Consider the following 24459-nt stretch of genomic DNA (forward strand, 5'->3'; position numbering starts at 1 on the left):
AATAATCTTGTAGCTTCAAAGTTACGATATATCCTTAAACTTTGAGCGAGTTCACTTTAAACACTGCTCACGCTAGTACTCAGTGAATGCCTGCTGTAATTCCTTAGCCCAACTTAGCGCGCACCAGAGCATCTTTGGCTTCAAGCAGCTTGCGTAAGCCTGCTGACTTTTCCGCGCTGTCTGGCATGGTTTCGTCCATCAGTGCCGCGAGATCACCGATTGGCTTACTCACTTCTTGTAGGTGCGCAGGTAGATGCTGATACGCAAAATACTTCATGATTGGAGATGACATTATTTACCCTCGGTTAGTAAAAAGCCCCGCTTACGCGAGGCTGGTATTGATTTGGGTAATGGCAATCAATCTTCTTTTTTGATCACCACTTCCTGCGGTCGCATCTGCTGGATCGCCCGAACGATACAGTAAGGAATTACTGCCCAGGCAACTCCCATGGCGGCTCCTGCTGCTTGCTGAGGCGCGCTGACAGCGCCGAAAACCCCAACGATACCTTGAACAAAGCCAATAGCCCCGAATACAACACAAATAGCCCAGAGGATCTTCATCAACCTAACTCCTTTTATTAAAGAGCCATTAGGATAATTCTGAATGCCGTTTAGTAAAGCTTTATTGCATGAATTGCCGGAACTTATCGTACCGCTTATAGCGACAACCATTATCAAGCCCACCCGCAGATGAGCTTTGTAATGGTTACTGCGCTGGTTGAATATCGATGAAGTACTCTTTGCCCTGCTCAAACTGTTCGAATGCAGCCGGGTTCGAGACAACCAGCTGCAATTGGCCGCCAGGCGTGTACTTTGACCATGACTTGTTTTCTTCTGTGTCAGCGGTCACGGGGCTCATGTGAATTGTACGGTGTGAATCGCCATCTGCTTTCTGAATAAAGTGGCAGCGGAATTTAGCGCGAACGGTCATGGGGTTTCCTCGGATAGTAAAAAGCCCCGCTATTGCGAGGCGCTGGTTTGTTTCTGGCAGTTAGCCTGCCACGCTTTGTTATGCGCCAGGATGTCTTTCTTTGTCTGGCGGTCCATAACGTCGATGTCGTGATCAGTCAGGTAGATTGGCTTTACCCAGTCACATGCGGTATCAACCACCACCGGGACGCTTCCACGTGTCACGCAGCTCGCGATCAACATCGTCATTAGGCATGCGGTTAACAGTCTGCTGTACATTGCTGGCCTCTTTCGTTGCTTCTACCCGTCGTTCGGCTACTGCGACCGTTGCCGCTGCGTTATCTTCGGTGCGCTGCTGGTCCGCTTTCGCTTCCGCTTTGCTGGTGCCGCGAATATGGCCCAGGCCAAAGGCACCGGCGATAGCGGAAATCACCAGTGCGGCCAGCCCGATTATCGTTTCGATACCCACACTCACCTCACACCAGAACAGATTTCGCCAGGTTAAACAGCGCGCGGCGTTTATCCAGCCCGTTTCTGCCACCATTGATAAGAAGCGTCACGCGCTCAACGTCGCCGGAATGAAGCAGGCAACCGCGAGACGAATAGAACCATGCAGCTGAGCGCGCGGCGTATTCATCCTGTTCAAGCAGCTCCGGATGGGTAACAAGGTCAAGTTTTAGAGCATGACCGCAGCTGCGATAGTTGCTGAGCCCAGTGATTTGCTTCAGGCCGCGACCGCGATATTTCCAGCCATCACCGGCAACCTGATTGCCCAGGTGTACTTTTCCCCACTCACCACCGTATACCAGATTGGCGATCGCTTTCTGGTTTGCCGGTTGCGTTGCAGTTCTGCCAAGTGCGGCGGCCTGCTGTTGCGTGATGCGGTGGCTACCGAACGTCGGTACCAGGTTATCAACCGCGTAATTCAGGTTCTCCACCAGCCGGGTAAATCTGGTGCTTTCATGCCCCATCTGGGCAATAAACATTGCCTGATCTAGCGGTGCGGTGATGCCGTATTCCTTCATAGCGGCGTCGATATGCGGAAACCAGCGCGCAGCTAACCCGGCGCTGATACCAGCCGCCTTCTGAAATTGTGATTGGTTCATTAGTGCCTCAGACGATCAACCAGCCGCGCCATATTTCCACGAACCTTCAGGATGGCGGCGAAGATAAGAATGTTTGCGACCACCACCAGCCAACTGGAATCACGATAAAGGCCGAAGATGAACTGCAAGGGGATCGCGGCGTAAACCAGCACGGTTATATACGCCAGGACAGAAATAAAGGGGCGATGCCGGGCGCCATGTCGCTGGTAAAACATCAGCACGATGACGATGGCCGCACAAATAAACGCATTAAAGACTGCTGACGGGTCAATTACCATTTCCCCCTCCCCCACGTAGCCGCGAGAAAAACTTGAACACGTTGTTCAGGTCCTGGTTGTTAAGATAAGTGAGGATTTTTATACACAGGGCAGGCAGAATCACTGCACCCAGTGCATCCAGCGGTTTTTCATAGTGCGAAGCTGCATTTAGCAGTGAGCCAATAAGTCCCGCCCCAAGCACCCCAACGATAAACGACGTCAGGAAATATGCTGCCAGTCGGGCGCGGGACAGGTTTGTGGCTGTCGCGACGTAGAACACCGCACCACCAAACGCCCCGAACACCACACCAAAATCTGTATGAGTAAAGACGCCGTACAGGACTGAACCCAGCAGGCCGCCGCCGAGAACAGCGCCGGTGCCGGTTAATGGATCGGACATTAAGCCCCCTCTTATTGCTGTGATCCCTCTCAGGAAATTTGAGGGGAATAAAAAAAGCCCGCTCGCGAGAGCAGGCTAAAGTGATGATTATCACAAGAAGGTAGAAAGGAGATCATCCGAAAGACAGGTAGTGACGTCCGGGTATCGAGGCCGATTCACTGATGGTTCAGGAGAACCACCTGCCAGCGGATATATCCCCTTCTTCTTTAGCGTAGCCGTAACTTCGGGAAACGAGCAAAAAAAACCTGCTGTTTAAAGCAGGCTCTCAAGGAATTATCAATTCGATATTATTGTTATCGTGGTGCCGGGTGCCTCCCGGTGAGAATTACTCCAGCAAACATTCCCGCGTCTGAGAGGTTTCCTTTTCAGGTAACTGCTGGAACGCCCCTCCGCATAGGGGGATTCACCACAATAAAAAAATAGCGCATAAATTAGAGTTGAGAAACTTCCTCGCTTAACGAATTGGACACTGGTCCGCCATCGAGGATTCGAACCCCGAACCACAGAGGTAGAAGCTCCGTGCTCTTTCCAGTTGAGCTAATGGCGGAAAAAAAAGACCAGCATTGGGTTGCTGGTCATGGGTCATGCAGTTGTCTCTGCGAAGTTGGTGTATCCCCACCAAGTGTTATCAGTATCGAGAGCATTATCGAACGCCAGTTTACTATAGCACCGAAGAAAAAATTCACTCTGTCAAAGGCCATCAGAAATGACCTTTTGCACAGTGTTATTTACTGGATTTAAACACGGGCCAGAGTAAAGCAATTACCCCGGCTACCAGCACGCCATCAGCAAGGATGGACATCATTTTGCTGGTGAAGTCGATGGCAACCACCAGGAACATCAATACCCCGGCGGCTACCCAGCGTAATTTCCCGATCACAGGTATTGGTCCAGTGGAAGTTGCAGCGCCTGAGCAATTTTCTTGAGCTGCTTCTCTTCTTCTTCCCCGATGCCGTCGTTGTCAGCGACATCAAGGCACAGGCAAAGAACATCAACAGCATCGTTTGTACCGGCAACGTCAGCCAGTTCGCGCAGCGCCTGAGCATTAGCAGAGCGCGGCGAAGCTTCATAGCGAGCACGGATATTGCTACTCATCTGTGCGATCTCACCAGCGAACGGTGCGAAAGCAGGCAATGCTGAAATGGTTTTTTCCAGAGTGGCGATTTCTTTCGCGTCGCATGTACCGTCGGCATACGCAATGGAGTAAGCCCCCCACACCGTAGCTTCAACCGCGTCGCGGTTTTCCATTTTCTTAACTTCAACAACAGCTTTACGTGCTTTCTTTTTGAAGATACCGAACATAGTGACTTTCCTTTTAGCGGGTGAGCCAGCGCTCAGGAATGATCGGCCCACAGAGACAGTCACACCGACCGTTCCCTATGGCTCACCCCTGAAAGGCTCTGTGGTTGAATTGCGCCGAGCGTGGCGCGGATATGAAAAAGGCTGCCAAATGGCAGCCTCTGTCTTGTATGAAATGTAGGTAGGTAATAGCGCTGAAGAAAATCTGATTCTCAAAGAGAAAACGATCTTTATCAATGCCTTACAAGATGATTAAATATTGTTCTCCTCTATCACTATCTCGATAAGGGTTACAATGTCTGACAAGGATAATCCGGGTAAATTAATCTGGCACGTTTCCTGTGATGAGTCAGGAACCGGCGGACAACGATTCTATGGGTTTGGAAGCCTATGGATGAAATACCAACGCCGTGGTGACTTCGTTCAGATTATCCGGGAACTTCGTGAAAAACATAACTGTTCAGATGAGCTTAAATGGCAAAAGGCTCACTCTAAACAAAACGCTGCATTCTATGATGATGTCATTGAAGCTTTTTTTAAATATCAGTGGCTTGCCTTTCACTGCATTATTATTCAGAAAGCGCATGTAAACAAAGAGTTCCACGATGGTGATTATGATTTAGCAATGCGTAAACACTTCACTGAGCTACTGACAAAGAAAATCATCCGTGTGATTCGCAAATTCCCAGATAGAGAATGTGAGTTCCGTATTGATGTTGACCCAATTGCATCTAGGTATGATAAAGCTGACGAGGCTTTTCATAAGATTGCAAACAACATTATCAAAAATGCAACAGGGAAAGAAGAAGCCATAAAGGCTGTAATCACCAAGGATTCAAAAGAATCGGCTCAAATCCAGATCTGCGACTTTCTACTTGGTGCTGTAATGAGTGCCTACCAAGACAAAGCCTCTAACCCACGAAAAATTGCAGTCGCAAATAAAATCGCAAGTTACTTAGGTTGGGATGGTTTCCACTATGACACCTGGGGCTCCGAGCGTAAGTTTAATATCTGGTACTTTTATGATCCTACAAAGGGGCCGCGTGAACTTAAAACAAGAAAGGTAATACTCAAGTACCCATTACCAGAATAAAACAGGCGACCTCCCAGCCGCCACGGTTCGGGTCGACGCGCAAACACGCGGTTTACGAACTGGCGGACTTGTTCAGGGCCGCCCCTGATTTCAAGACAAAAAAACCCGCAGCAGTGGCGGGTTTATGTCTTATTGCTCAGTTCGCTTTAACGTCCCGAGCTTAACACAATTTAAGCACTTTTTTGCTCACTCTGCAACTTAAATCTGTCGCCATTTGTGCCGAAAGCGTCACAAAGTGGTGCGTAAAGGATAGATTCTGCAAGACTTACCCATGTATCAATGCGACGACGGCATGTAATAAGGGTCCAGTCGGGGTGTTTTGAATTAAGCTCTTTAGCCATCTGGAGTTTACTTTTACGCAGACGATGACGATCAACAATCACGCCATACAGCCCACGGTATTCTTCGTTCATCAATACCGCAGCAATAACGCCGTCAATCTTTAGCCCCTCCTCGTCTGAGCAGAACGCTAGGCCAGTTTTGTTTTTACTGTCGAGGATTTCACGCAGGTATGCTTCCAGCTCGGGTTTAGTGATGCCAGATTTCTTCATGCGGCGCAGCGCATCGTTGATAGCGGATTTGGTTATTTTCCCGGAAGCCAGCAACTGGTTGAACATGTTTCCGCCCGAGCCACCACCGATATAAGACCAGCGACCCCACATGCGGAGCTTTCCCTGTACCCAGATACTTTCTAGAGTGCGAAGGCGAACCAACTCGCCGGATTTACCTACTTCTGAAGGATTGATCATTTGCGTCTCCACTTACGCCAGTACGCCAATTGCCAGCGCACGATCTAAAAACCGAAACAGCAGCGTTAACTGGTCGCCGTATTTCGCTTCAAATGCCACAGGATCAGCGTGTAACTCGTCGTGATGCGCTCTGCACAGCGGTATCACAAACAGGTCATGCGCCTTAGTACCCATTCCACCCTGCCCGTGGCCTATCAGGTGGTGGGGATCGTCTGCCGGGTTATTACAGCAACAGCACTGCTGCGACTTCACCCAGCGGGTGTATTTCTCGTTTTCCCAGCGTCGGCGCTTTGGCCTCAGCATGAAAGATTCCGGCGTTTCAGGATCGACCTTCACCACCACTATCTTTTTTGCCTTCTCCTGAAAGATTTGCGTAGCCGGTAATGACGGGACAATGTCGCTTTCCCTCATCACTGAACTGTGCGGTTCTGGCTTGATTCTGAGTGCTTTACTCGCCACTGATTCAGGAACAAGGTCAGCCAGATCATTACGTACCATCCACCAGCAGAACTCAGGAAGCGAAAGAGTGTGGTCAGCGCTGAAACCTAAATCAATATTCACCCTTTCCAGAAGCCATTTTACCAGGTTCTGCATGGCAATTCCTGCCAGTCTTTCAGTGGTTTGCTCACGTAAATGGTTATCACACGACCAGCAAAGACGAATGCTCCCCGGAGCGTGGCGCATCACCGTAAAGTCACTGGCATGCCAGTCAGTGTGAGGCCACTGACATTCAAATTTTCTCTCCAGCCAGGCATCAAGGCTACTCAATCCACCAGCTTTTTGAATGACCCTCTCGTTAACGAAAATAGCCTGCATATTGGCATCGTCAGTCAGGGGCTGGTGGGCTTCAGGGATTATTCCGGATGGCAGATGCTGGATGGCTTCGGATGGTGGCTCAATAACTACCCTTCCCTGACGGAATAGCCAGAGCAGTTCGGTACCAGGGCGGAACAGAACCACCCCGGACATCGGCGCAATTTCAGGCGTCAGTATGGCTCTCACGCAATTTGCCCCTTAGCGACATGCTCTGCCCAAAGTCCACCTATCCAGCGCACCCCTTTCGCCGTGAAACGAGACTGATTGAACGCGTAGTTGGTCTGGTTGGTGGTCCCGGTCTTAACTTCAAATCGGCCTGCTTCGATGTGTTTACTCTTCGGAGTAAGCACGCGGTTCAGGCGATACATGATGCCATTCTCAATGAGGAACATCGCGAACTCGGGTTCTTTGGCGTTAAGGAGCTTGGCAACCTGCCGAAATGTCATTGACCCGGTGGCTTTGACGTAGCGATCAACAAATTCAGCCTTCGGTGCGGCAATTGCCAGCTCTTCACTCAGACGTTGCTTCTGTTCAGCAAGATCAGCGGCGAGCCGGAGTGCTTCAGGGAGTGATTGGGGAACAACCATCCCGGCCCCGCTCTCCAGTTCCTGCCAGCGATCAACCAGACGGGCAGTAAACTCCGGGCACAGCTGCGCGACGATCACATAGCTGTCTCGCTTGTTAACTTCGTAGTAATGGTAAGTCTGCTGGTTCTGAGGATGGGTGTACTGCATTGCAGCATACCCCCCAATAACGCCGGATTTCATCAGTCGCTCGATGGTTACGCAGACATTGCTGTGACGGGAATCGACCAGCTTCGCAATTTCACGACTGGACATCGTTATCTGCTGACCTATCGCGGCGGCATGGTGCGTAGGACACGTTACGGTGATGTTCATCTGATTCATGCTCTTCTCCACTTATCAGGCGGCTGCACCCGCCAGAGGTTCATGTTTCTTGATGGATATTTCTACACGTCCACCCGGTACCTTCGGCCCCCACTCCACCAGCATTCTCTGCACCTGGCTGTCATCCTCCCAAATGCCTGCGTGCGTGAGCGCGTCAAACAACGCCTTGTTGTAGTTGTCGATGTCGCGGCGGCGTTCGTCTGGTGGGTACAATATAATTTCGACGGCAGCAGGTGCTGTTGATGGCTTTGGAAGGAAGCGAAGCTGCTCGACAATGGCGACACAGGCCGCGCTTTGATATGCCCTGCCTTTGGCGCTGATCAAATGGCGGCCCTTTAACGGCCCCTTATTCGGGGCTCGCCAGTATGTGTTTACGCTCGGTGGGAACGGGAGCACCAGTTTCATAACGTCACTCCCTGTTTTTTCAGCCATTCAACAGCGTTATCTCTGGCATTGTCTCCGCCGGATAGCAGGTCTTTGATGATCGTTACTGGATCTGCTTCCCATTCCGTTTTGACGACGGTAATGCCCCTGGCTGCGCCAGGAGCAACAGTGATGTAACCCTTTTTCTTAAGTGACTTCACGTGCGCTACAGCAGCGTTCGGTGATGCGCAGCCAATTAATCCGGCAAGCTCCAGCATCGTAGGTGGGAAGCCAGCCTTTTCGATATGAAGCTTGATAGCTTCGAACACTTCATTCTGACGCGGCGTTAATTCGATCATGACTCGACTCCATAACGCCCGTTCAGGCGTCCGATTACGCTATTGAACATCACCAGGCTAACTCCCATAGGTTTAACCTTCTCGTGGTACTCCTTCAGGATCGGAGGCACTACGACATTCCAGCTTGGCTTTGGCTTCTGCTTTAGGGCTTTTTTGATGGCATCGTTGCATTGACGGGCTACATCACGCACAGCGTTCTCATGCTCGGTAGATAGCTTTTTCATGCGGCGCGCTCCTGTTGTTTTTTCATGGGAACGGCAACTGCCGGTATAAGCTCTACAGCTGGTGATTCAGATTGATTTCCCCAGTGGTCCCAGCCAGGCGCAGCGCAACGGCTGAATAGTTCGATGCGTGGGACGTCACCGTAAAGCTTCTCCAGACGGAAACGCGCCTCTGCTGGCTTCTGGCTGTGCTCACCGAGTGGACTGTAGATAACCTGCTTGATGCTGGCGCACTTGCGTTCCAGTCCATTTCCCCTGGTGGCGATTAGCAGGTCTTCGGTATTGGCTCGGGTGTAATTCCAGCCGTTCATGCGTGTCTGTGCGTTCAGCAGGTTGAGGAAGTCGTAAAAATCCTCCACACGGCCTGCCTGAAGTGCTTTGTTGATATGCTGCTCTGCCAGTGGGTTGAACTTCACCCAGGTAAAGCCCTTCATCGTGCGAACTTTAAAGCCCCACGCTTCAGCCAGCTCGATAGCTTCTCGGGTATGCGTACCGGTAAACCACATAGCCAGAACTGCATCATCGGCAGCCAAGTCCCAAACCGGCAAGCGCTTCATGTCGATAAGCTTCATCGTGCCGTAATGGTTGGTTGCAGCGCCGTTGCTGATGGTGTTCCCGTATTCCCAGGCTGGGTCGGCATAAATGAGTGAGTATTTCCCGGTCATCGCGTTACACCTCAAAAGCAAGTTGTGGCGTGAACCGATCGCGTTCTGCGTCGTAATTCAACGAACTTGCGGAGTTAAATGATTCAATGCGTTCTACCAGCACTGCCGCGCGTGTTTCTTTGCTTGCCGGCGCGTAAGCTGATTTATCCCACGACTTGTTAATACCTATGTTCCTGGCAACGTTGGTGCTGTCAGCTGACGATAATGGAACCTGCATAAAGAGGTCCTTATCTAGCATGCGAAGGCCATGGAGCTTGGTAATCGGATAGCCATTCTCGTCAACAACATGTCGAATCATGTCCCGCAATTTTGCGGCGCATTTTTTTGGGCTTTTAGCGTCATACTCGCCCATTGAGCCTATGCATACGCGAGGGAATTCGTGACACAGGCGGATGAAACGCTCGTCAGGCTCGTTGAAGTGATACACCGGCGCGCCGACTACTTTTCCGTGCGGCCACTCAGCGATTAACGCGTCGTTCTCTTCACTGGTGCCACCGATCACGTCAGGGATAACAGCAAAAGCAAAGCGCGGGTGATTCATCCAGCGACCTACAAATGCGTAGTAGTCATTCCAGTTAACAACCCGCTTTTTCGTCCAGAAGCTGAATGCGCCGTTATCCAGCGCGAAAGACTGGGTGACTTCACTGGCCAGGGCTAATTGGCCGGGGTTAGCGAAGGAGATGAAAGCGTGCCTGCCTTTCCATGCCTTCAGCGCGCATGTGTCCGGTGTGATTGGTCCTCCGTGGTAGTGGATCATCAGACATTCCTCGCTCGGCCAGCCAGACACCATGCATCAGAGGGTGCTTTCACTTTCGGCGCCATGCTCAGGCAACGCTGACGCTCAATCAGTATCTTCATCCTCTGCTCTTCGTTCTTAGAGCGATTGAAGGCATCCATCAGAACCGTGGCTGCACGCTGGTAAAGCCCTTTTTCAAACAGGCCTTGAGCCTTATCCATCATTGTGGTCACAGCCGGATTCAGAGCTTCTTCCTGTTCTGGTACAGCTGATTTATCAGCCCGATTGATTTTCAGTGCGGAACGCCCCTCGCCAATCTCCCCACCCGGTGCTTTGGCAAAATACTGGTAGCACTTGCCGTTATGCTGGCGGGTTGCGCGATTCAGCTTGACCAGATGGCATACCCCGCGCTGAACAGCATGAACGTCGTATTGAGGCATTGAAGCTGCGATCTGTTTGTTCGTTAAACCAGGATTATCAGCGATGAATATTTGAATATCTTTCAGAAGGCTCATGAGTTCGCTCCTCTGAAGCCCGCCGGGACTTTGCTATAGTCGGTGTTCTTGAAGCTGGATTTGAAGATTCCATCCTCACGCTCCCACTTGCCGTTAACTCGCGCTGGCCTTCCGGCATTCGCCCAGCTGTTCGCTGATTTCAGGTAGCCTGGAAACTTGGTTGGCTGGAAAAGCGTTTGTGGGCGCAGGTAGGCCGCCATTGTTAAATCGTCGCTCCACTTGGCGTTGCAGTAGTCCACCACCAGCGACAGCTCTTCAACGGTGAAGCCCTCCCCGATTCGGGCGCGAATGTTTTGCAGCGAGGTTGTTGAAACCTGATAACGCGAACTGGTCACATGGTTCAGATGGGTTAAAACCTGTTTAGCCTGTTCAGTGATCAACACATCACCGTCTGGTTGCGCCGCAACCGGACAAATAGGGTTTTTAATATCTGTAGTATTCTCTGTTGTATTCTCTGTAAGAACATCAGTGCAATTTGACCTGATGAGAGCGGTTCGTTTTGACCCGATGGAACGTTCCACTTTGACCTCTTCCATCGGTTCATTTTGACCTGATGGAAGAGTGCATTTTGAACTCTTCGATTTGGTCACTTTGACCTCATCTAAAAGCTCACTTTCGTAGTTGATCGTGTAATAGTTCGTCATGTCGCGCTGAGACTTATTCAACTGCTCAACTTTGAGTACGCCAAGGTTTTTCAGGCGGGTGAATGTGCGCTTCAGGGTGGATTCAGACCAGAACGGGAACTGCTCCAGCCACTGCTCATTGGTGTTGTAAATCCAGCGCACGCCGTCACGCTCCAGTCCGGAGGTGGTTTCTTTCAGCCAGTAATTAACCTGCTGCAACGCAATGGCCTCGTTCAGCCCAATGCTGTACGCAAGGTCAGGGTTAATCACTATCGGGCGGGATGGCATTAACAGGCTCATGGTCGTCCTTTAACTCTGTAAATTTACGCTGGAATTGCTCAAGAGGGCTGAAGCACTCATGATCGTACCCTTCGCGAAGGTATATAACGCGTCGGGTCTCGGGCTCCCACCTGATGACGTGGACTGTGATGCCTCTGTGGTCTCTGAATCGCCGGTCAACTTCAGCCATTCTTCACGCCCCTTCTCGTTCATCAGTGCAAATGCCTCTACCATCGCTTTCTCAGGCTGGTAGTTGTTCTGATCCGCCTCGTTGTTTAATCTCTCCACATAGCCGAACGGGGAATCTTTTCCCACCAGTGGAAGGCATCTGAATTGCTTCGCTGGTCTCAATCGGTTTAAACTGTTCATGCGTTAGTTTCTCCACTGAATACGACACGCCAAGACGCCCGGAGCTGCACACTCGCGGGCGTCACTTCTTTTGGCTTTTCTTACGGCTAAACAGCGCGACAATCGCGCGGATCTCTTCTTCACGCGCTGCCAGATGACGGCGGTGATATTCGTTGATTTCTTCAGCTTCATGACGTTCGATTACTCCATCTTCGAGAGCTCTCTGGATCACGGTATCAACACGTCCACGCGCTGCTGACGTTCTCATGGCACGATCAAACAGGTCGACACGATCAAGGTCTTCAAGTTGAGGAACGTCCACCAGCAGCGCGCCACGGCGACGGGCAAAGTAATCCGCCAGGAGGGACGTATTCGAGATGTCTTCCATGGCCTCCAGCTCGTTCACTTCGAAGAACCGGCAACCATTCTTCTCATACAGGTTGTTGTTGAACTGCGTTACTGACATGCCAAGAGCACCGGCCATAGCTTCACGGCCTCCTGGGTACGCTTTGCACATCGCTTTAACTACTTCTTTCAGACTTGGCTCTACCATGTTGTTTTTCCTTTGGTAGTTACGAAATGCTGATTGCTGGGTTACGGTGTTACTGCAACGTCAGGATCAGCAGGTTTGTTTTTGTTAGGGAATGGTCGTACTTCCTCGGCTTCAATTTTCCCGTCTTCATTAACCAGGATGTTTACCCTGCGATTACGCTTGAGGGCTTTACTGATGGCACTTTGGTATACCCCAAGAGCTTCAGCTGTTTTGGCCTGACCGTTTTCCAAAACATATTCAGATAGCGGAATAATCTTCATTGGTTTTCCTCGTGGTTTGCACATAAGGAGTATCACTGTTAGTGATAAATATGTCAACACTAGCGGTGATTGGTGATTATGCCGTGCGGTGATAAATTATGAGAATGAAAAAGAAACCATTGACCGCCGAACAAATTGCCGATGCCAACAGGCTGAAAGCTATCTTTGAGTCCAAGAAAAAAGCGCTGGGGCTCTCACAGGAGCTTTTGGCTGAACAAATGGGTATGGGACAAAGTGGTGTCGCTCAGTTACTGAATGGCACAAATGCTATCAACGCTACCCATGCTGCACAGTTCGCTAAAATTCTCGGAGTAAAAGTCGATGATTTCAGCCCATCCCTTGCAGCTGAGATATCAGCTATGTTTGAGGCGATTGCGAACGGAAGGAATCATTCCTCTGTGTATGAGTACCCGCTATTAACCGAAGTACAGGCTGGCTCATTTTGCCCGGTTAATACATACACAGAACGAGACGCGAAGGAATGGGTTTCAACGACTGTTAAAGCCAGTGATTCTGCCTTTTGGCTTGAGGTATCAGGTCATTCGATGACTGCCCCGCCAGGAGTAAAACCGAGTTTTCCTGAGGGAATGCTTATACTCATAGATCCAGAACAGGATGTTGAGCCTGGTGATTTCTGTGTTGCAGGTATCTTCAACGATTCAGAGGTCACTTTTAAAAAATATGTTCGAGAAGATGGGAAGCCATGGCTTGAACCTCTAAACCCCAGCCCTCGCTATCAGGCCATTGAATGTAATGAGAATTGCAGGATAATAGGCAAAGTTGTTAAGGCCCAATGGCCTGAAAATATCTTCGAATAAGGAGCCATCCGGCTCCTTTTTTTTGCATCTTTTTTCACCTTAACAATCATAAAGTTAACACTACTGATGATATTTTTATCACTACAGGTGTTGACCATTTAATTACTATTGGTGATACTCAATATGCGCCGGGGTGATGATGTTTAAGACCATCGGTAGGTTAGCAGTACGGTATATAGCACATGTGCCGCAGCGGTCCGGGGATTCCTTCAAGTATCCAGATCCAGCGGGTAGCCGGAATGTGCAAGCCAGGCAAGTACGACGGCCAGAGACGTTTCACCAGCGTGGCGATCAGGTGTGACACCTCGGAAGAGACGAGGATATCAGCCATTCACGTTAAGCATCGCGCCTGGTGCTTAGCGGGACTGGATGACTTACCACTTCAAGACGGTCCATAAATGTCCTACGAAGTGGCGCTGACGACGGAGCGATAACCGAAGGTCGAATGCCCGACTGAAGGCAGTGACAGATCGGAAGTAGACGTCCCATCGTGGCGAGCAGAGGAAGCACGATGACAGCCGGGAAAGACCGGCACACAACCTGAAAGCGCATTCCTCTTTCACTGATGGGTATCGGTTTGTTAACTGGCGGAGTGCGCTTCCAGTTGTGGTGAATGGCGGGGCTGACCGTCAAACGGTTGAGAAAAGATAAGCAGGCGAAACGTTCTAAGCGAGCATATGGATTGATCGAACGCGGATGGAACGGGCGGTTACGATATTGAAACACCGCGCCACTGAGCTGGAGTTCAGCACCAGCCACCACAAACGAATCACGTTAGGACCGTGGTAAACCGTAGTAACTGTACCAGATGCTGTGTGTAGTCTTGGCGGTCGGCAGTTGTTAATGTCCTTAATGTCGACCGCCCCTTTTACACAACTGAAAGCGCGTTCAGCGTTCAACTTGAGAGGCCGTAGTCGTTAAATCAACTCAGGAGAACGCGCTCCCAATTGTGGAGAAGCTAACTGGCGGTGGCAGCCGCCCGTTTCACTAAGTGCCCTGGTTGGGTGCTTATTAAAACGAAACCCCTTTATTTTTTGTCGCCAGTCGGCGAGGGATTCGTGCAACCAAATTTTAGCACTGTGCAGAGCGCGTATAACACGGAGAAACTATCCATGACGAACACACAGAACGTCACCGAGTTACAACCACGCATGACCCGGGAGCAGTTGATCGACGCAGCGCGTAAGGCAGCCCCTCTCCTTCCGCCAGCTTATTGCGGCATTATGAAAGAACTGGCTAACCGCCTAGACTATACCAGCGTCGCGCTTTGTGAAGCGATGGCTCAGCGTAAGGAACTGGCTGTTCAGAACGCCACGTTGCGTGAAGATGTCGCAAGCTGGGCCAAAGAGTGTGACCGCATTGTTGAACGCCACACGAAGACCAGAACCAATATTCATTTACTGGAAGCCCAGCGAGAATTGCGTGAGCTGTCACCCATCGTCATTTCCCAAAATAACGAGGTGGCTCTCTGATGGCTAACTCATTCAAGCAAATGACCCGTGACGGGAGCATCAAGCGCACCGATACCGGGATGTTCATCAGCCTCGACCAAATCCATGTGCGGGAAGGTTTCAACAAACGCGAAGATGATGAACGTACCCGCCAGGCAGATGATGACCTTTTCAACTTTCTGATGAATGGTGGCTCCGTTCCCCCGCTGGAGGTTATCGCCCGTGATGAAGGTGGAGTGTGGGTTGTTGAAGGCCACCGTCGGCGTCGCTGCTATGCGCGCTGTGCAGAAGCTGGTAAGCCAGTAGATCGCATCCATATCATGCCGTTCAACGGTAACGATGTTCAGCGCCTGGCGCGCATCATGACCAGTAATAACCAGCTTCCGCTATCCGATATGGAACAGGCAGCTGTTATTCAGGAGCTACATAACGCCTTTAACCAGACCACCAGCGAGATAGCAAAGCTGGTGAATAAGTCTGTGTCCACCGTCGAGAAGCTGCTGCTCCTCAGCACGGCGAACCATGACGTTCAGCAGGAGGTTAAATCCGGTGCTGTGTCAGTCGATGTCGCGGTTGATCGCGTTATGGAGTATGGCGAACAGGCCGGGAAAGTACTCCAACATGATAAAGCTGTAGCGGCTGCTCAGGGTAAATCGAAAGTAACCCGTAGCTCTATCGCGCCGGAGCTGAGTGTAAAGAACGCACGCCGTTTCGTTGAGCTGATGGCTCAGGCCACGATCAGTGATGAAGGCGTCTTCACTCTTGAAGGGAGTGCACTGGCCGAGGCGCTGTCGATTATGGACGAACATAAAGCGATTGCAGAAGCGCGTGAAACTTACCGCCTGTCACAACCAGTCCCTGAAACTGAGATCAAAGGGAAAACTCTTTACGTCAGACTTGAAGGTACAGAGATCGGGACAGCGCAAATCTATCGCGGTAAGAACGTCATCCTTAATGGGATTGTCACCAGCCAGTCGAAGGCAGTGGCCCACTTCGTTAAGCAACACAAATTGCAGCAGGAGCAAAATCATGACAGCCAATAAACCAATGACCGGCGAACAGCTGGATGAACTGATGACTATTGCTGTCAACATGCAACGAGATAGTGAAAAGGTGAGTGACCGTCCTGCTGCTATGTTCGCTTATGCAGTGCAGGTAGCTGTTCTGGAACTGCGTAAGGTTCGTAATGAAGCTGCGGCGCTGGCTGCGGAGAATGCGTATCTGCTTAACGGCGCATCTCGTGAACTAAATACTTCATGGATGTTCCACAAAACGATGCTAGGTGCTCAGGCGGCTCTGGTATGTCTTTCCCATGGATATCAGGCTTCAGCTCGAGAATGGCTGGAAGGTACCACCGACGAAGCAGGGGCTGAAATGCCTGATGATATTTCCCTTGGTGAACTGCATGAATGGTTCGAAAGCAATATGGTCAGCAATAGCGGCAATAGTGGATTTCTTACCAGAAAAGAGGCCGAAGCGGCTATCAGGAAGGAATGTCCAGCTACCGACGCTTTCCTTGCTGAAGTGCGGGCGCAGGCCCACAAGGAAGGCGCTCACTTTGTTGCTAACAGGATGCTGGCCGCATGGGAGGCTGGGTTTATCGATGACACGGCGAAGAACGCGGCAGACATAGCACGGATGATTCTCACATCTACAGAGTTTATGGCTGATGCGCCAGAGGGGGATTTCGATCGCTCGTTCGCTGATGGAGTACTCGAAGACATCGCCGCCCAGCTTCGCAAAGGAGTGCAGTCATGAGCAAAGCAAAAGCATTACAGCCAAAATTCAACGTCGGCGATATTGTTAATTACACCGACCGTCAGGGCAGAAGGCAAAGCGGGAAAGTGCGTCATATCGAGGGAAAATGGACCTTATTTGGCAGTGCTTACTTGATCTACACTGTTCAGCATCCAAGCTACCGTAATGGGCAGATGCACTGTGGGGAAGATGTTATCGAAGGAGCAGCATCATGAGCACTACCCTAAAAGAATGGCTAAAGCATACCATCGCGGAGCTTGAAGAGGAGCGCGATGCGACGCCAGGTGCAGACAACGAAGATGCTGCCAAGGCGCTCGCTGCGATGAAAATAGCCTTGGGAGCGCTCGAAGCGGAGCCAATTTATCAACTCGTCAACGATGACTGGTACGACACAGACAAAGACACTTACGACGTTGTGGTAAGTTCCGGAGCGCGCGGACGCATCGTATACACCGCACCACCAGCGCCGTTAGTACCAACGTTCGATGAATGGCTGGAACTTCGCGGTAATAAGCCACTTGGCTGGGTCAAAGACGCGATGCGCGAATCGTATGACGCCTGCCGCGCCGCCATGCTTCAGGGTGCCGAACAAACAAACTACCGCGCTATCGTTGAGCGGATAGCTGAAATAATTCATGGCAAAGTGACTGATATCGATCTGCTTACGGTAACAGTTAAGAGCATGAAAAATAAATTGCAGAAATAAATACCGGGTGCAGCCGGTTAAGTGGAGAGAAACGCATGGGGCAGTTAGTAACACTTCATGAGTGGGCATCTGGTCCTAATGGATTCAAATATCCATTAAGCAACTCAGCATTAAACAAAATAGCAAAGACCAAACAGACTTATCCACCAGCCTTAAAGCAAGGTCGACGCTGGGTTATAGATGAAGATGCTCGTTTTGTTGGCATGGTTGGCAGTGTTGATATTTCGTCATCATTATCAGACAAGGCCCGCCAGTTAGTGGAGAAAGCGATAAATGGCAGCTCGCCCCAGAAAACATAATGTCAAAATACCCAACCTTTACTGTAAGTTAGATAAGCGTACTTCAAAAATTTATTGGCAATATCGCCACCCTGTAACAGGTTCATTTATTGGATTCGGAACAGATGAGGAAGCGGCAAAAGCTGCTGCAATCGAGATGAACCGTATAACCGCAGAACAAGAAACTCAGCAATCTTATGCTCTGATTGATATGGCAATGAAGAGCTCAGGGAAAAAGGATCAAGGTATACGTGTTTGTGAGTGGATTAAAAAATACATCGAAATTCAGATGGAAAGGTTGCGTGACGGTGAGATAAAAAACCCTACTGTAAAATCCAGACGATTATGTTCTCAGATCCTCGCAGATAGAGTGCCAAACCTTCGCCTGAAGGATGTTGATACAAGACTCATTGCAAAAATTATTGATGAATATAAGGCAGAGGGAAAGCACAGAATGGGCCAACTGATAAGAAGCGTACTAAACGACGTGTTCAAAGAGGCGCAGCATGCTGGCGAGGTTGATCCTGGCTACAACCCAGCCTTAGCTGTAAAAAATCCAATAGCCAAAGTGAAACGAAGCAGACTTAGCATTGAACAATGGAAGTTGATTTTTGAAAGCGCAGGCTCTTTACCTCCTTGTGCTCAAAATTCTATGCTTTTGGCTTTAGTAACCGGGCAAAGGATAGGTGACATAGTCGAGATGAAGTTTAGTGACATTTGGGATAATCACCTTCATGTTACCCAAAATAAAACCGGAATGAAGTTAGCTATCCCCTTAAATTTAAAGTGCGATGCAATCGGGTTGACTCTGGCTGATGTTATTAGTAAGTGTCGCGATAGAGTAGTGAGCCCTTATCTGATCCACCATGTTAAGCATCACGCTTACGGTAAAGCGGGATCTCACGTTCCCGAAAAAACAATATCAAGATATTTTAAGGAGGCAAGAGATAAAGCAAATATTACCTGGCCTAAGGATTGCACTGCCCTTCCGCCGTTTCATGAACAGCGCTCGCTTTCATCAAGAACATACAAAGCTCAGGGTATAGATGTCAAAACTCTTTTAGGGCATAAAACCGAAGCAATGAGCGTAATGTATGGAGATGATCGTGGTCTAGAATGGAAAAAAGTTGTGATTTAAACAGGGAGTTTTGGGGAATTATTTTGGGGATGTTTTGGGGAAAGAGTTTTACGAATTAAATTCAATCACTTAGATTTTAGCGAATTGCTCCAGAAACAGTCTTCCACCAGCAACGCATGAATCAACAGCCAGCGCTCCCGCTGGCTGTTTTCTTTCAGCCCTCTCCCTCCCGTGCTAATGTAGCAAGCTACGTATTGGCTAATCACAGGTGAAATCGTTATGTCTGATGACGTGACCGGGACGACAACCCATCAGCAGCTAATCAGCTTATTAACCGAGCAGGAGGCGCGCTTTCGTGTGGTGGCGCATGAGGCCGTAGGGAAATGCGAAGCGGTCAGTGAAATTCGCGGGACCGATCTCCGCCAGGGAGCAAAAGCGCTGGTCTGTAAGGTAAAAGGCAACGGCGTTAAGAAACATATTCTGGCAATCCTCGCCGCCGATCGGCAGGCCGATCTGAGCCTGCTGGCCAGCCATTTCGGAGGGCTTAAGGCATCTCTCGCCAGTCCGGCCGAAGTGGATGCGCTTACCGGCTGCGTTTTCGGCGCCATTCCCCCCTTCAGCTTTCACCCGGATCTGACGCTTGTCGCCGATCCGTTGCTGTTTGAGCGCTTTGACGAGATCGCCTTTAACGCCGGTCTGCTGGAAAAATCGGTGATTATGTATACCCAGGACTATCTGCGTATCGCCCGTCCTGAACTGGTGTCGTTCCGTAAACAATAAATACAGAGGCTGGCTAACGGTCAGCCGTTTTCCAGCAGCAGCACGGAAGCAATCAAAATAATCGCGATGATAAAAAACGATGAGGAGATAATCAGCGTTTCGACAAACATAGGATCGTTCATGTTGCCCTCTGCCTTGCCCATTTCCCTTTTTTTACTCCCGCATAATGACAGTTAAATGACAATGACGCGTCCACGAAATGACGATTTTTCGCTGAAACGATTCGCTGTTAACTCCCCTCCCCCATATAAAGTCACTGTTTAAATACTTTATTTGTTACCGGTATCACGAAAAGAAATTTACGTAACCCCGATGCCAGATCTCGCAATTGTTAACCTTTTCATGATGGTTAACCTTGTTTACGGAGCACCTCATAAATAAACCTTACACTGGCAAGGTGAATACCATGACCGAGATAATTACCCGTAAAGAAAAAATCAGTTATGGGTTAGGCGATATGGCGAGCCATATTGGGCTGGATAACGTCATTATTTTTCTGACGTTTTACTATACGGACGTGGTGGGGTTACCTGCCGCATTCGTGGGCACTATGTTTCTTCTGGCGAGAACCGCCGATGCCATAATTGATCCGGCGATGGGCTATATCGCAGACAGGACGCGTACCCGCTGGGGAAAATTCCGCCCCTGGATGCTGTGGCTGGCGCTGCCCTTTGGCGCAAGCTGTCTGCTGACCTACGCCGTGCCGGCGTCGCTCGACCTGCACGGTAAAATGATTTTCGCCACCGTCAGCTATACCCTGATGATGCTGATGTATACCGCAATCAATATTCCCTATTGCTCCATGGGCGCGGTAATTACGCCCGACAACGATGCGCGAATTTCCCTTCAGTCTTATCGCTTTTTCCTTGCCACGTTGGGTGGCGCGTTGTCGACATTCTTTATGATGCCGCTGGCAGAGTTTTTAGGCGGCGACGATAAATTACTGGGCTACCGCTGGGCGATGGCCATTATGGCGACCGTCGCGGTGATCATGTTCTGGATCTGCTTCGCGAATACGCGTGAACGTATTAAGGCTCCCGCCACCCACAATAATTATCTTGCGGAACTACGGGATTTATTACGAAACGACCAATGGCGCGTTGTCGCCGTCCTGGTATTAACCAATATTGGTTTTGGCGTTATTCGCCTTGGCGCAATGATGTATTTCGTCACTTATTATCTCGGTAGCGCAAGCTATTTTATGTGGATGCTCGGGGCGCATATTCTCGGGAAAGCCGCAGGCAGCGCGCTGGCCAAACGTCTGACGCAGAACGTCAGCAAAGTGCAGATGTTTGGATATTGTTCCGTACTGGCGGGGGTACTCAGCATCGCCCTGTTCTTTGCGCCTAAGTCGGTGCTTATTCTGGTGCCCATGACGTTTATCGTCTCCACCCTTTACCAGGCCACCACCACGCTAATGTGGGTGATGATGGCGGATGTCGCCGATTACGGCGAATGGAAACAGGGCAAACGCATGGACGGCGTGATCTTCTCCACCTTCCTCGCCGTACTCAAGCTGGGGATGGCGATCAGCGGCGCGATTGTTGGCTGGACGCTGGGCTTAAGCGGCTATGTTGCCAATGCCCCGGAACAAACTACCACGGCCATGTACTGCATCATCGCCCTCTTCACCGTCGTACCTGGCATCTTGTCGCTCTGCGCGTTTGCCACGCTGCGCTGGTACAAGCTCGACGACAGCACAATGCAATCCATCCATCTCGCCAAACACCCTGTTTAGAAGGACGCATTATCCATGAGTGAGCTGATTCAACATTCCAACTGTATCGAATGGCGTTTTGAACACCAGATCCTGCGCATCGAACCCTGGGGAGAAAACAGTCTTCGCGTCAGGGCCACCTGCTCCCCGGCATTTGATGACGCCTTACAGGCACTGTTACCCGCCACCCCTTGCCAGGCCGAGATTGTCGCCGAAGCGGAAAGCCTGACGCTGCGCAACGGCAATATTACCGCGACCCTGAACCTTAAAGGTCAGTTGGCCTTCTACAATCAGCGCGGCGAACTGCTGCTGGAGGAGATGTGGCGCCAGCGTTCAACGGTGGGTATCGGTGCCAGCGAGAAGAGTCAGGATAAATATGTCAGCGCTCTGAAGCTGGATGGCCGCGAATTTAAACCGCTGATGGGCGGCAAATATCAGCTCACCGTCCGGTTTGAATCGCGTCCGGATGAACGCATCTATGGCATGGGTCAGTATCAACAGCCGTGGCTGGATCTGAAAGGCTGTACGCTGGAGCTGGCTCAGCGAAACTCCCAGGCCAGCGTGCCCTTTATGCAGTCCAGCCTTGGCTATGGCCTGCTGTGGAACAACCCGGCGATTGGTGAAGCCAGCTTTGCAAAAAATCAGACGGAATGGCGCGCCCGCGTCACAGGAGAGATGGACTACTGGATCACCGCCGCTGACACGGTGGCGGATATCACCCGCCAGTATGTGAAAGCCACCGGTACTCCGCCCCCCGCCCCGGCGTTTATCAGCGGGCTGTGGCAGTGCAAATTGCGATACCGCACCCAGCAGGAGGTGCTGGAGGTTGCGCGGGAGTATCGCCGCCGTAATCTGCCGCTGTCGGTGATGGTCATCGACTTTTTCCACTGGCCGAATCAGGGCACCTGGTGCTTCGACCCCGTAGACTGGCCCGATCCTGAAGGCATGGTCGACGAGCTGCGCGAAATGGGTATTGCGCTGATGGTGTCGGTGTGGCCAACGGTAGAGGCGCGCAGCCCCCTCTACCCGCTGATGAAAGCCAAAGGCTGGCTTGTCAGCAGTGAGCGCGGCGTGCAGGTCAACCTCGATTTTATGGGCAATACCACCTTCTTTGATGCGACCCATCCTGAGGCGCGGAAATTCGTCTGGGATACGGTGAAGAAAAATTACTACGACATGGGCATTAAGCTGTTCTGGCTGGACGAAGCGGAGCCGGAATACCGCGCCTATGATTTTGACAACTATCGCTACCACGCCGGTCCGGTACTGGAAGTGGGCAATCGCTACCCGCGTGACTTTGCGCAGGGCTTTTACGATGGGCTCCAGGCAAACGGCGAAACCGACATTGTTAACCTGGTACGCTGCGCCTGGGCAGGCAGCCAACGCTTCGGCGTGCTGGCGTGGTCGGGTGATGTCCACTCCTCGTTCCATGCTTTTCGCAATCAACTCGCCGCAGGACTGAATATGGGGCTGGCGGGGATCCCATGGTGGACGACCGATATCGGCGGCTTCCAGGGAGGGAACGTTAACGACCCGGCGTTCCATGAATTGCTGATCCGTTGGTTCCAGTGGGCGGTGTTTACACCGGTACTGCGCATGCACGGCTATCGCGAACCGCAGATCCAACCTCCGGAGCGCTACCGTGACGGTATTCCTCAGTGTAACAGCGGTTCGCCTAATGAGCTGTGGAGTTACGGAGAAGAGAATTACGCCATCATGCAGCACTGGCTTACCGTGCGCGAAACCCTGCGCCCGTATATTGACGCGTTGTACCGGCAGGCTCATCTGCACGGAGACCCGCTCATGCGTCCGCTGTTCTGGCACTATCCGAAGGATAAGCAGAGCTGGGCGTGTGAAGATCAGTATTTGTTTGGTGAAGATCTTCTGGTGGCGCCGGTTATGCAGGCCGGTCAGCGTGAGCGCGATGTCTGGCTGCCGACGGGCAATAGCTGGATCGCCCTCAACGGTGAGCGCTACGCCGGTGGGGAGCATATCCGGGTGCCTGCGGCGCTGGAAACCATCCCGGTGTTTATCCGCGAAGGGAGTCCGCTTATCCAGCAACTGGTGGACTGACGTCAGGCAAGTGCCCAAAAATAGACAATTTTTTCAGTAAAGCCTGCCTGCCGTCGCGTTTGCGCGTAAAGTAAGCAGGCTTACTATTTTTGGCAAGGATCCCCTCATGTTCGACCCTACACTACTCATACTTCTGGCCCTGGCTGCTCTGGGTTTTGTCAGCCACAATACCACCGTCGCGATTTCCATTCTGGTCCTGATCATCGTTCGCGTCACACCGTTGAACACCTTCTTCCCGTGGATAGAAAAACAGGGGCTTACCATCGGGATCATTATTTTGACCATCGGTGTGATGGCCCCGATTGCCAGCGGAACGCTACCGGCCTCAACGCTGCTGCACTCCTTTGTGAACTGGAAATCGCTGGTGGCGATTGCAGTGGGCGTTTTTGTCTCATGGCTTGGCGGGCGCGGCGTGACGCTGATGAGCAGCCAGCCTTCTCTGGTGGCCGGGCTGCTGGTGGGCACCGTGTTAGGCGTGGCGCTGTTTCGTGGCGTGCCGGTTGGCCCGCTGATTGCTGCCGGACTGGTTTCGCTGTTTATCGGGAAGTCGTAGTCAGGCTGGCGATATAGCGGGCGGGCGTCTGTCCCAGTCCTTTTTTGAACATGGTGATAAAGGCGGTGGTGGAGTCATACCCCAGCGCCTGCGCCGCCTGCTGGACCGACTTTCCGCCGATCAAAAACTGCAATGCGACAATCAGCTGGAGCTGGTGTCGCCAGCGGCGAAAGCTTAAGCCGGTCTCTTTCACCACCAGCCGCGCCAGATTGCGCTCGCTCATGGCAAAGTGGCTGGCCCACTGCGCCAGCGTCTGCCAGGCGGCAGGTTCGTTTGCCATGGTCTCACTCATCAGACGAATTTTCGGATGCGGAGATACCGGCAGCTGGAGATGCTCCTGCGGTTGCAGGGGCAGTTCATCAAACAGGACGTCAACCAGCCTTCCGGTAGCGGGAAGAGGCAGTTCCTCCTGTGACCTGTCCGCGAGCGCCAGCACCAGCTCCCGCACCAGGGGCGATATTTTCAACGTACAGGTACGCGTCGGTAATTCGAGCGCACCGGGTTCAATAAACAGCAGGCAGAGCTGCGCGCCGGGCGTCGCCTTGTTGCTGTGCGGCGTTTGACCCGGTATCCACACCGCATACTGGGGCGGCACCATCAGCATCGCGTTCTCTACTTCACAGGTGATCGCTCCTCCCAGCGCCATAATCAGCTGCCCTTTGCGGTGCTGATGCAGCGGAATGTACTGTTCTTGTGCCACCACGCGGATGCGAAAGGCCACCGCCGCGTCGTGCTGGCTATCGGGATCGTAGCCGTCGAGTCCCAGTCCATACATAAAGTTGTCCGAT

Annotated in this window: 38 protein-coding genes and 1 tRNA gene; 13 read left to right on the forward strand and 26 right to left on the reverse strand. The window is 51.4% G+C overall.

The features are described 5' to 3' along the window. Window positions 1–103 precede the first annotated feature (103 nt). The 11 genes from SK51_RS17785 to SK51_RS17835 all read right to left on the reverse strand — a co-directional run bounded on the left by SK51_RS17785 (window position 104) and on the right by SK51_RS17835 (window position 3974). The gene (locus SK51_RS17785) at window positions 104–292 is read right to left on the reverse strand and encodes a hypothetical protein (RefSeq protein ID WP_047719375.1); all 189 of its coding nucleotides are present in this window, start codon (window positions 290–292) and stop codon (window positions 104–106) included. A 65-nt stretch (window positions 293–357) separates the two neighbouring features. Then, window positions 358–561, reverse strand: coding sequence for a hypothetical protein (locus SK51_RS17790; protein WP_020690713.1), 204 nt, complete (start codon window positions 559–561; stop codon window positions 358–360). A gap of 145 nt (window positions 562–706) precedes the next feature. After that, window positions 707–931: a hypothetical protein gene (locus SK51_RS17795; protein ID WP_045345419.1), complete on the reverse strand. Its 225-nt coding sequence runs from the start codon at window positions 929–931 to the stop codon at window positions 707–709. A 29-nt stretch (window positions 932–960) separates the two neighbouring features. Then, on the reverse strand, window positions 961–1152 hold the full coding sequence (locus SK51_RS17800) for a hypothetical protein (RefSeq protein ID WP_048206874.1): 192 nt from the start codon (window positions 1150–1152) through the stop codon (window positions 961–963). Continuing rightward, complete coding sequence (locus tag SK51_RS17805) at window positions 1103–1378, reverse strand: hypothetical protein (RefSeq protein WP_048207239.1); 276 nt, start codon at window positions 1376–1378, stop codon at window positions 1103–1105. Before SK51_RS17805 ends, SK51_RS17800 begins: the two co-directional genes overlap by 50 nt. Window positions 1379–1385: 7 nt before the next feature. Further along, window positions 1386–2015 (reverse strand): glycoside hydrolase family 19 protein, encoded by a 630-nt coding sequence (locus SK51_RS17810; protein ID WP_048206877.1) that lies wholly within the window; start codon window positions 2013–2015, stop codon window positions 1386–1388. Next, on the reverse strand, window positions 2015–2293 hold the full coding sequence (locus SK51_RS17815) for a phage holin family protein (protein WP_017384386.1): 279 nt from the start codon (window positions 2291–2293) through the stop codon (window positions 2015–2017). The genes SK51_RS17810 and SK51_RS17815 overlap by 1 nt, the downstream gene beginning before the upstream one ends. Continuing rightward, the gene (locus SK51_RS17820; RefSeq protein ID WP_048206880.1) at window positions 2283–2672 is read right to left on the reverse strand and encodes a phage holin family protein; all 390 of its coding nucleotides are present in this window, start codon (window positions 2670–2672) and stop codon (window positions 2283–2285) included. Before SK51_RS17820 ends, SK51_RS17815 begins: the two co-directional genes overlap by 11 nt. A 470-nt stretch (window positions 2673–3142) precedes the next feature. Further along, window positions 3143–3219, reverse strand: a tRNA-Arg gene (locus tag SK51_RS17825). 177 nt (window positions 3220–3396) lie between these two features. Next, window positions 3397–3552 carry a DUF3927 family protein gene (locus tag SK51_RS24460; RefSeq protein ID WP_023296243.1) on the reverse strand — a complete coding sequence of 52 codons (156 nt, stop codon included), beginning with the start codon at window positions 3550–3552 and terminating at the stop codon, window positions 3397–3399. Next, entirely contained in the window at window positions 3549–3974 is a 426-nt protein-coding gene (locus SK51_RS17835) for a tellurite resistance TerB family protein (protein WP_015570939.1), read from the reverse strand. The genes SK51_RS24460 and SK51_RS17835 overlap by 4 nt, the downstream gene beginning before the upstream one ends. A 292-nt stretch (window positions 3975–4266) precedes the next feature. Here SK51_RS17835 and SK51_RS17840 point away from each other — a divergent pair, with 292 nt between their 5' ends. Further along, the gene (locus SK51_RS17840) at window positions 4267–5064 is read left to right on the forward strand and encodes a DUF3800 domain-containing protein (RefSeq protein ID WP_048206882.1); all 798 of its coding nucleotides are present in this window, start codon (window positions 4267–4269) and stop codon (window positions 5062–5064) included. 170 nt (window positions 5065–5234) lie between these two features. On the opposite strand, the gene SK51_RS17845 is transcribed toward SK51_RS17840, so the two are convergent. The 13 genes from SK51_RS17845 to SK51_RS17905 form a co-directional block, all read right to left on the reverse strand. Further along, a complete protein-coding gene (locus SK51_RS17845; protein WP_048206884.1) occupies window positions 5235–5813 on the reverse strand; it encodes a DUF1133 family protein in 579 nt (192 codons plus the stop codon). A gap of 12 nt (window positions 5814–5825) precedes the next feature. Beyond that, window positions 5826–6815, reverse strand: coding sequence for a DUF968 domain-containing protein (locus SK51_RS17850; RefSeq protein WP_048206886.1), 990 nt, complete (start codon window positions 6813–6815; stop codon window positions 5826–5828). After that, window positions 6812–7528, reverse strand: coding sequence for a phage antirepressor KilAC domain-containing protein (locus SK51_RS17855; protein WP_341465774.1), 717 nt, complete (start codon window positions 7526–7528; stop codon window positions 6812–6814). The genes SK51_RS17850 and SK51_RS17855 overlap by 4 nt, the downstream gene beginning before the upstream one ends. A gap of 24 nt (window positions 7529–7552) precedes the next feature. Next, window positions 7553–7942, reverse strand: a complete 390-nt coding sequence (locus tag SK51_RS17860) for a RusA family crossover junction endodeoxyribonuclease (protein ID WP_045326198.1) — start codon at window positions 7940–7942, stop codon at window positions 7553–7555. Next, window positions 7939–8259, reverse strand: coding sequence for a LexA family protein (locus tag SK51_RS17865; protein ID WP_048206889.1), 321 nt, complete (start codon window positions 8257–8259; stop codon window positions 7939–7941). Before SK51_RS17865 ends, SK51_RS17860 begins: the two co-directional genes overlap by 4 nt. Continuing rightward, window positions 8256–8483, reverse strand: a complete 228-nt coding sequence (locus tag SK51_RS17870; protein WP_022650831.1) for a hypothetical protein — start codon at window positions 8481–8483, stop codon at window positions 8256–8258. The genes SK51_RS17865 and SK51_RS17870 overlap by 4 nt, the downstream gene beginning before the upstream one ends. Then, a complete protein-coding gene (locus SK51_RS17875; RefSeq protein ID WP_048206891.1) occupies window positions 8480–9145 on the reverse strand; it encodes an MT-A70 family methyltransferase in 666 nt (221 codons plus the stop codon). Before SK51_RS17875 ends, SK51_RS17870 begins: the two co-directional genes overlap by 4 nt. Window positions 9146–9149: 4 nt before the next feature. Beyond that, window positions 9150–9902: a hypothetical protein gene (locus tag SK51_RS17880; RefSeq protein ID WP_048206893.1), complete on the reverse strand. Its 753-nt coding sequence runs from the start codon at window positions 9900–9902 to the stop codon at window positions 9150–9152. Continuing rightward, a complete protein-coding gene (locus SK51_RS17885) occupies window positions 9902–10396 on the reverse strand; it encodes a hypothetical protein (RefSeq protein ID WP_048206895.1) in 495 nt (164 codons plus the stop codon). Before SK51_RS17885 ends, SK51_RS17880 begins: the two co-directional genes overlap by 1 nt. Beyond that, complete coding sequence (locus SK51_RS17890) at window positions 10393–11319, reverse strand: conserved phage C-terminal domain-containing protein (RefSeq protein ID WP_048206896.1); 927 nt, start codon at window positions 11317–11319, stop codon at window positions 10393–10395. The genes SK51_RS17885 and SK51_RS17890 overlap by 4 nt, the downstream gene beginning before the upstream one ends. Further along, on the reverse strand, window positions 11282–11488 hold the full coding sequence (locus SK51_RS24465; protein WP_071882636.1) for a DUF4222 domain-containing protein: 207 nt from the start codon (window positions 11486–11488) through the stop codon (window positions 11282–11284). Before SK51_RS24465 ends, SK51_RS17890 begins: the two co-directional genes overlap by 38 nt. Before the next feature lie 240 nt (window positions 11489–11728). Continuing rightward, window positions 11729–12199 (reverse strand): YmfL family putative regulatory protein, encoded by a 471-nt coding sequence (locus SK51_RS17900; protein ID WP_032634711.1) that lies wholly within the window; start codon window positions 12197–12199, stop codon window positions 11729–11731. Between the two features lie 41 nt (window positions 12200–12240). Then, entirely contained in the window at window positions 12241–12459 is a 219-nt protein-coding gene (locus SK51_RS17905) for a Cro/CI family transcriptional regulator (RefSeq protein WP_023305900.1), read from the reverse strand. A 98-nt stretch (window positions 12460–12557) separates the two neighbouring features. Here SK51_RS17905 and SK51_RS17910 point away from each other — a divergent pair, with 98 nt between their 5' ends. From SK51_RS17910 to SK51_RS17945, 9 genes are all read left to right on the forward strand, one after another. Beyond that, the gene (locus SK51_RS17910) at window positions 12558–13277 is read left to right on the forward strand and encodes a LexA family protein (protein WP_040117514.1); all 720 of its coding nucleotides are present in this window, start codon (window positions 12558–12560) and stop codon (window positions 13275–13277) included. A gap of 1112 nt (window positions 13278–14389) precedes the next feature. Then, entirely contained in the window at window positions 14390–14749 is a 360-nt protein-coding gene (locus tag SK51_RS17915; protein ID WP_226876670.1) for a hypothetical protein, read from the forward strand. After that, window positions 14749–15771 (forward strand): chromosome partitioning protein ParB, encoded by a 1023-nt coding sequence (locus SK51_RS17920; protein ID WP_048206901.1) that lies wholly within the window; start codon window positions 14749–14751, stop codon window positions 15769–15771. The genes SK51_RS17915 and SK51_RS17920 overlap by 1 nt, the downstream gene beginning before the upstream one ends. Continuing rightward, window positions 15758–16486, forward strand: coding sequence for a hypothetical protein (locus SK51_RS25685; RefSeq protein ID WP_082193725.1), 729 nt, complete (start codon window positions 15758–15760; stop codon window positions 16484–16486). Before SK51_RS17920 ends, SK51_RS25685 begins: the two co-directional genes overlap by 14 nt. Beyond that, window positions 16483–16701: a hypothetical protein gene (locus tag SK51_RS17930; RefSeq protein ID WP_048206903.1), complete on the forward strand. Its 219-nt coding sequence runs from the start codon at window positions 16483–16485 to the stop codon at window positions 16699–16701. The genes SK51_RS25685 and SK51_RS17930 overlap by 4 nt, the downstream gene beginning before the upstream one ends. Then, window positions 16698–17192, forward strand: a complete 495-nt coding sequence (locus SK51_RS23640; RefSeq protein ID WP_053072953.1) for a hypothetical protein — start codon at window positions 16698–16700, stop codon at window positions 17190–17192. Before SK51_RS17930 ends, SK51_RS23640 begins: the two co-directional genes overlap by 4 nt. 35 nt (window positions 17193–17227) lie before the next feature. Continuing rightward, window positions 17228–17491 (forward strand): excisionase, encoded by a 264-nt coding sequence (locus SK51_RS24470; RefSeq protein WP_022650818.1) that lies wholly within the window; start codon window positions 17228–17230, stop codon window positions 17489–17491. Further along, complete coding sequence (locus SK51_RS17940; protein ID WP_048206904.1) at window positions 17466–18608, forward strand: phage integrase Arm DNA-binding domain-containing protein; 1143 nt, start codon at window positions 17466–17468, stop codon at window positions 18606–18608. Before SK51_RS24470 ends, SK51_RS17940 begins: the two co-directional genes overlap by 26 nt. 219 nt (window positions 18609–18827) lie before the next feature. Continuing rightward, complete coding sequence (locus SK51_RS17945; protein ID WP_032676324.1) at window positions 18828–19328, forward strand: YbaK/prolyl-tRNA synthetase associated domain-containing protein; 501 nt, start codon at window positions 18828–18830, stop codon at window positions 19326–19328. 20 nt (window positions 19329–19348) lie between these two features. Here the strand turns inward: SK51_RS17945 and yoaI are convergent, their stop codons facing one another. Then, entirely contained in the window at window positions 19349–19450 is a 102-nt protein-coding gene (gene yoaI, locus SK51_RS25690; RefSeq protein WP_017384693.1) for a small membrane protein YoaI, read from the reverse strand. A 284-nt stretch (window positions 19451–19734) separates the two neighbouring features. Between yoaI and SK51_RS17950 the strand changes: the two genes are divergently transcribed. From SK51_RS17950 to SK51_RS17960, 3 genes are all read left to right on the forward strand, one after another. Beyond that, a complete protein-coding gene (locus SK51_RS17950; protein WP_023305891.1) occupies window positions 19735–21066 on the forward strand; it encodes a glycoside-pentoside-hexuronide (GPH):cation symporter in 1332 nt (443 codons plus the stop codon). Window positions 21067–21081: 15 nt separating this feature from the next. After that, window positions 21082–23118, forward strand: coding sequence for a glycoside hydrolase family 31 protein (locus tag SK51_RS17955; protein ID WP_023305890.1), 2037 nt, complete (start codon window positions 21082–21084; stop codon window positions 23116–23118). Window positions 23119–23224: 106 nt separating this feature from the next. After that, a complete protein-coding gene (locus SK51_RS17960) occupies window positions 23225–23671 on the forward strand; it encodes a DUF441 domain-containing protein (protein WP_003857881.1) in 447 nt (148 codons plus the stop codon). Here SK51_RS17960 and SK51_RS17965 read toward each other — a convergent pair. Beyond that, window positions 23655–24446 (reverse strand): AraC family transcriptional regulator, encoded by a 792-nt coding sequence (locus tag SK51_RS17965; RefSeq protein WP_023305889.1) that lies wholly within the window; start codon window positions 24444–24446, stop codon window positions 23655–23657. The genes SK51_RS17960 and SK51_RS17965 overlap by 17 nt on opposite strands. Between the last annotated feature and the right edge of the window lie 13 nt (window positions 24447–24459).

It is taken from the genome of Enterobacter sp. MGH85, assembly GCF_001037655.1.
Taxonomy (GTDB): domain Bacteria; phylum Pseudomonadota; class Gammaproteobacteria; order Enterobacterales; family Enterobacteriaceae; genus Enterobacter; species Enterobacter intestinihominis.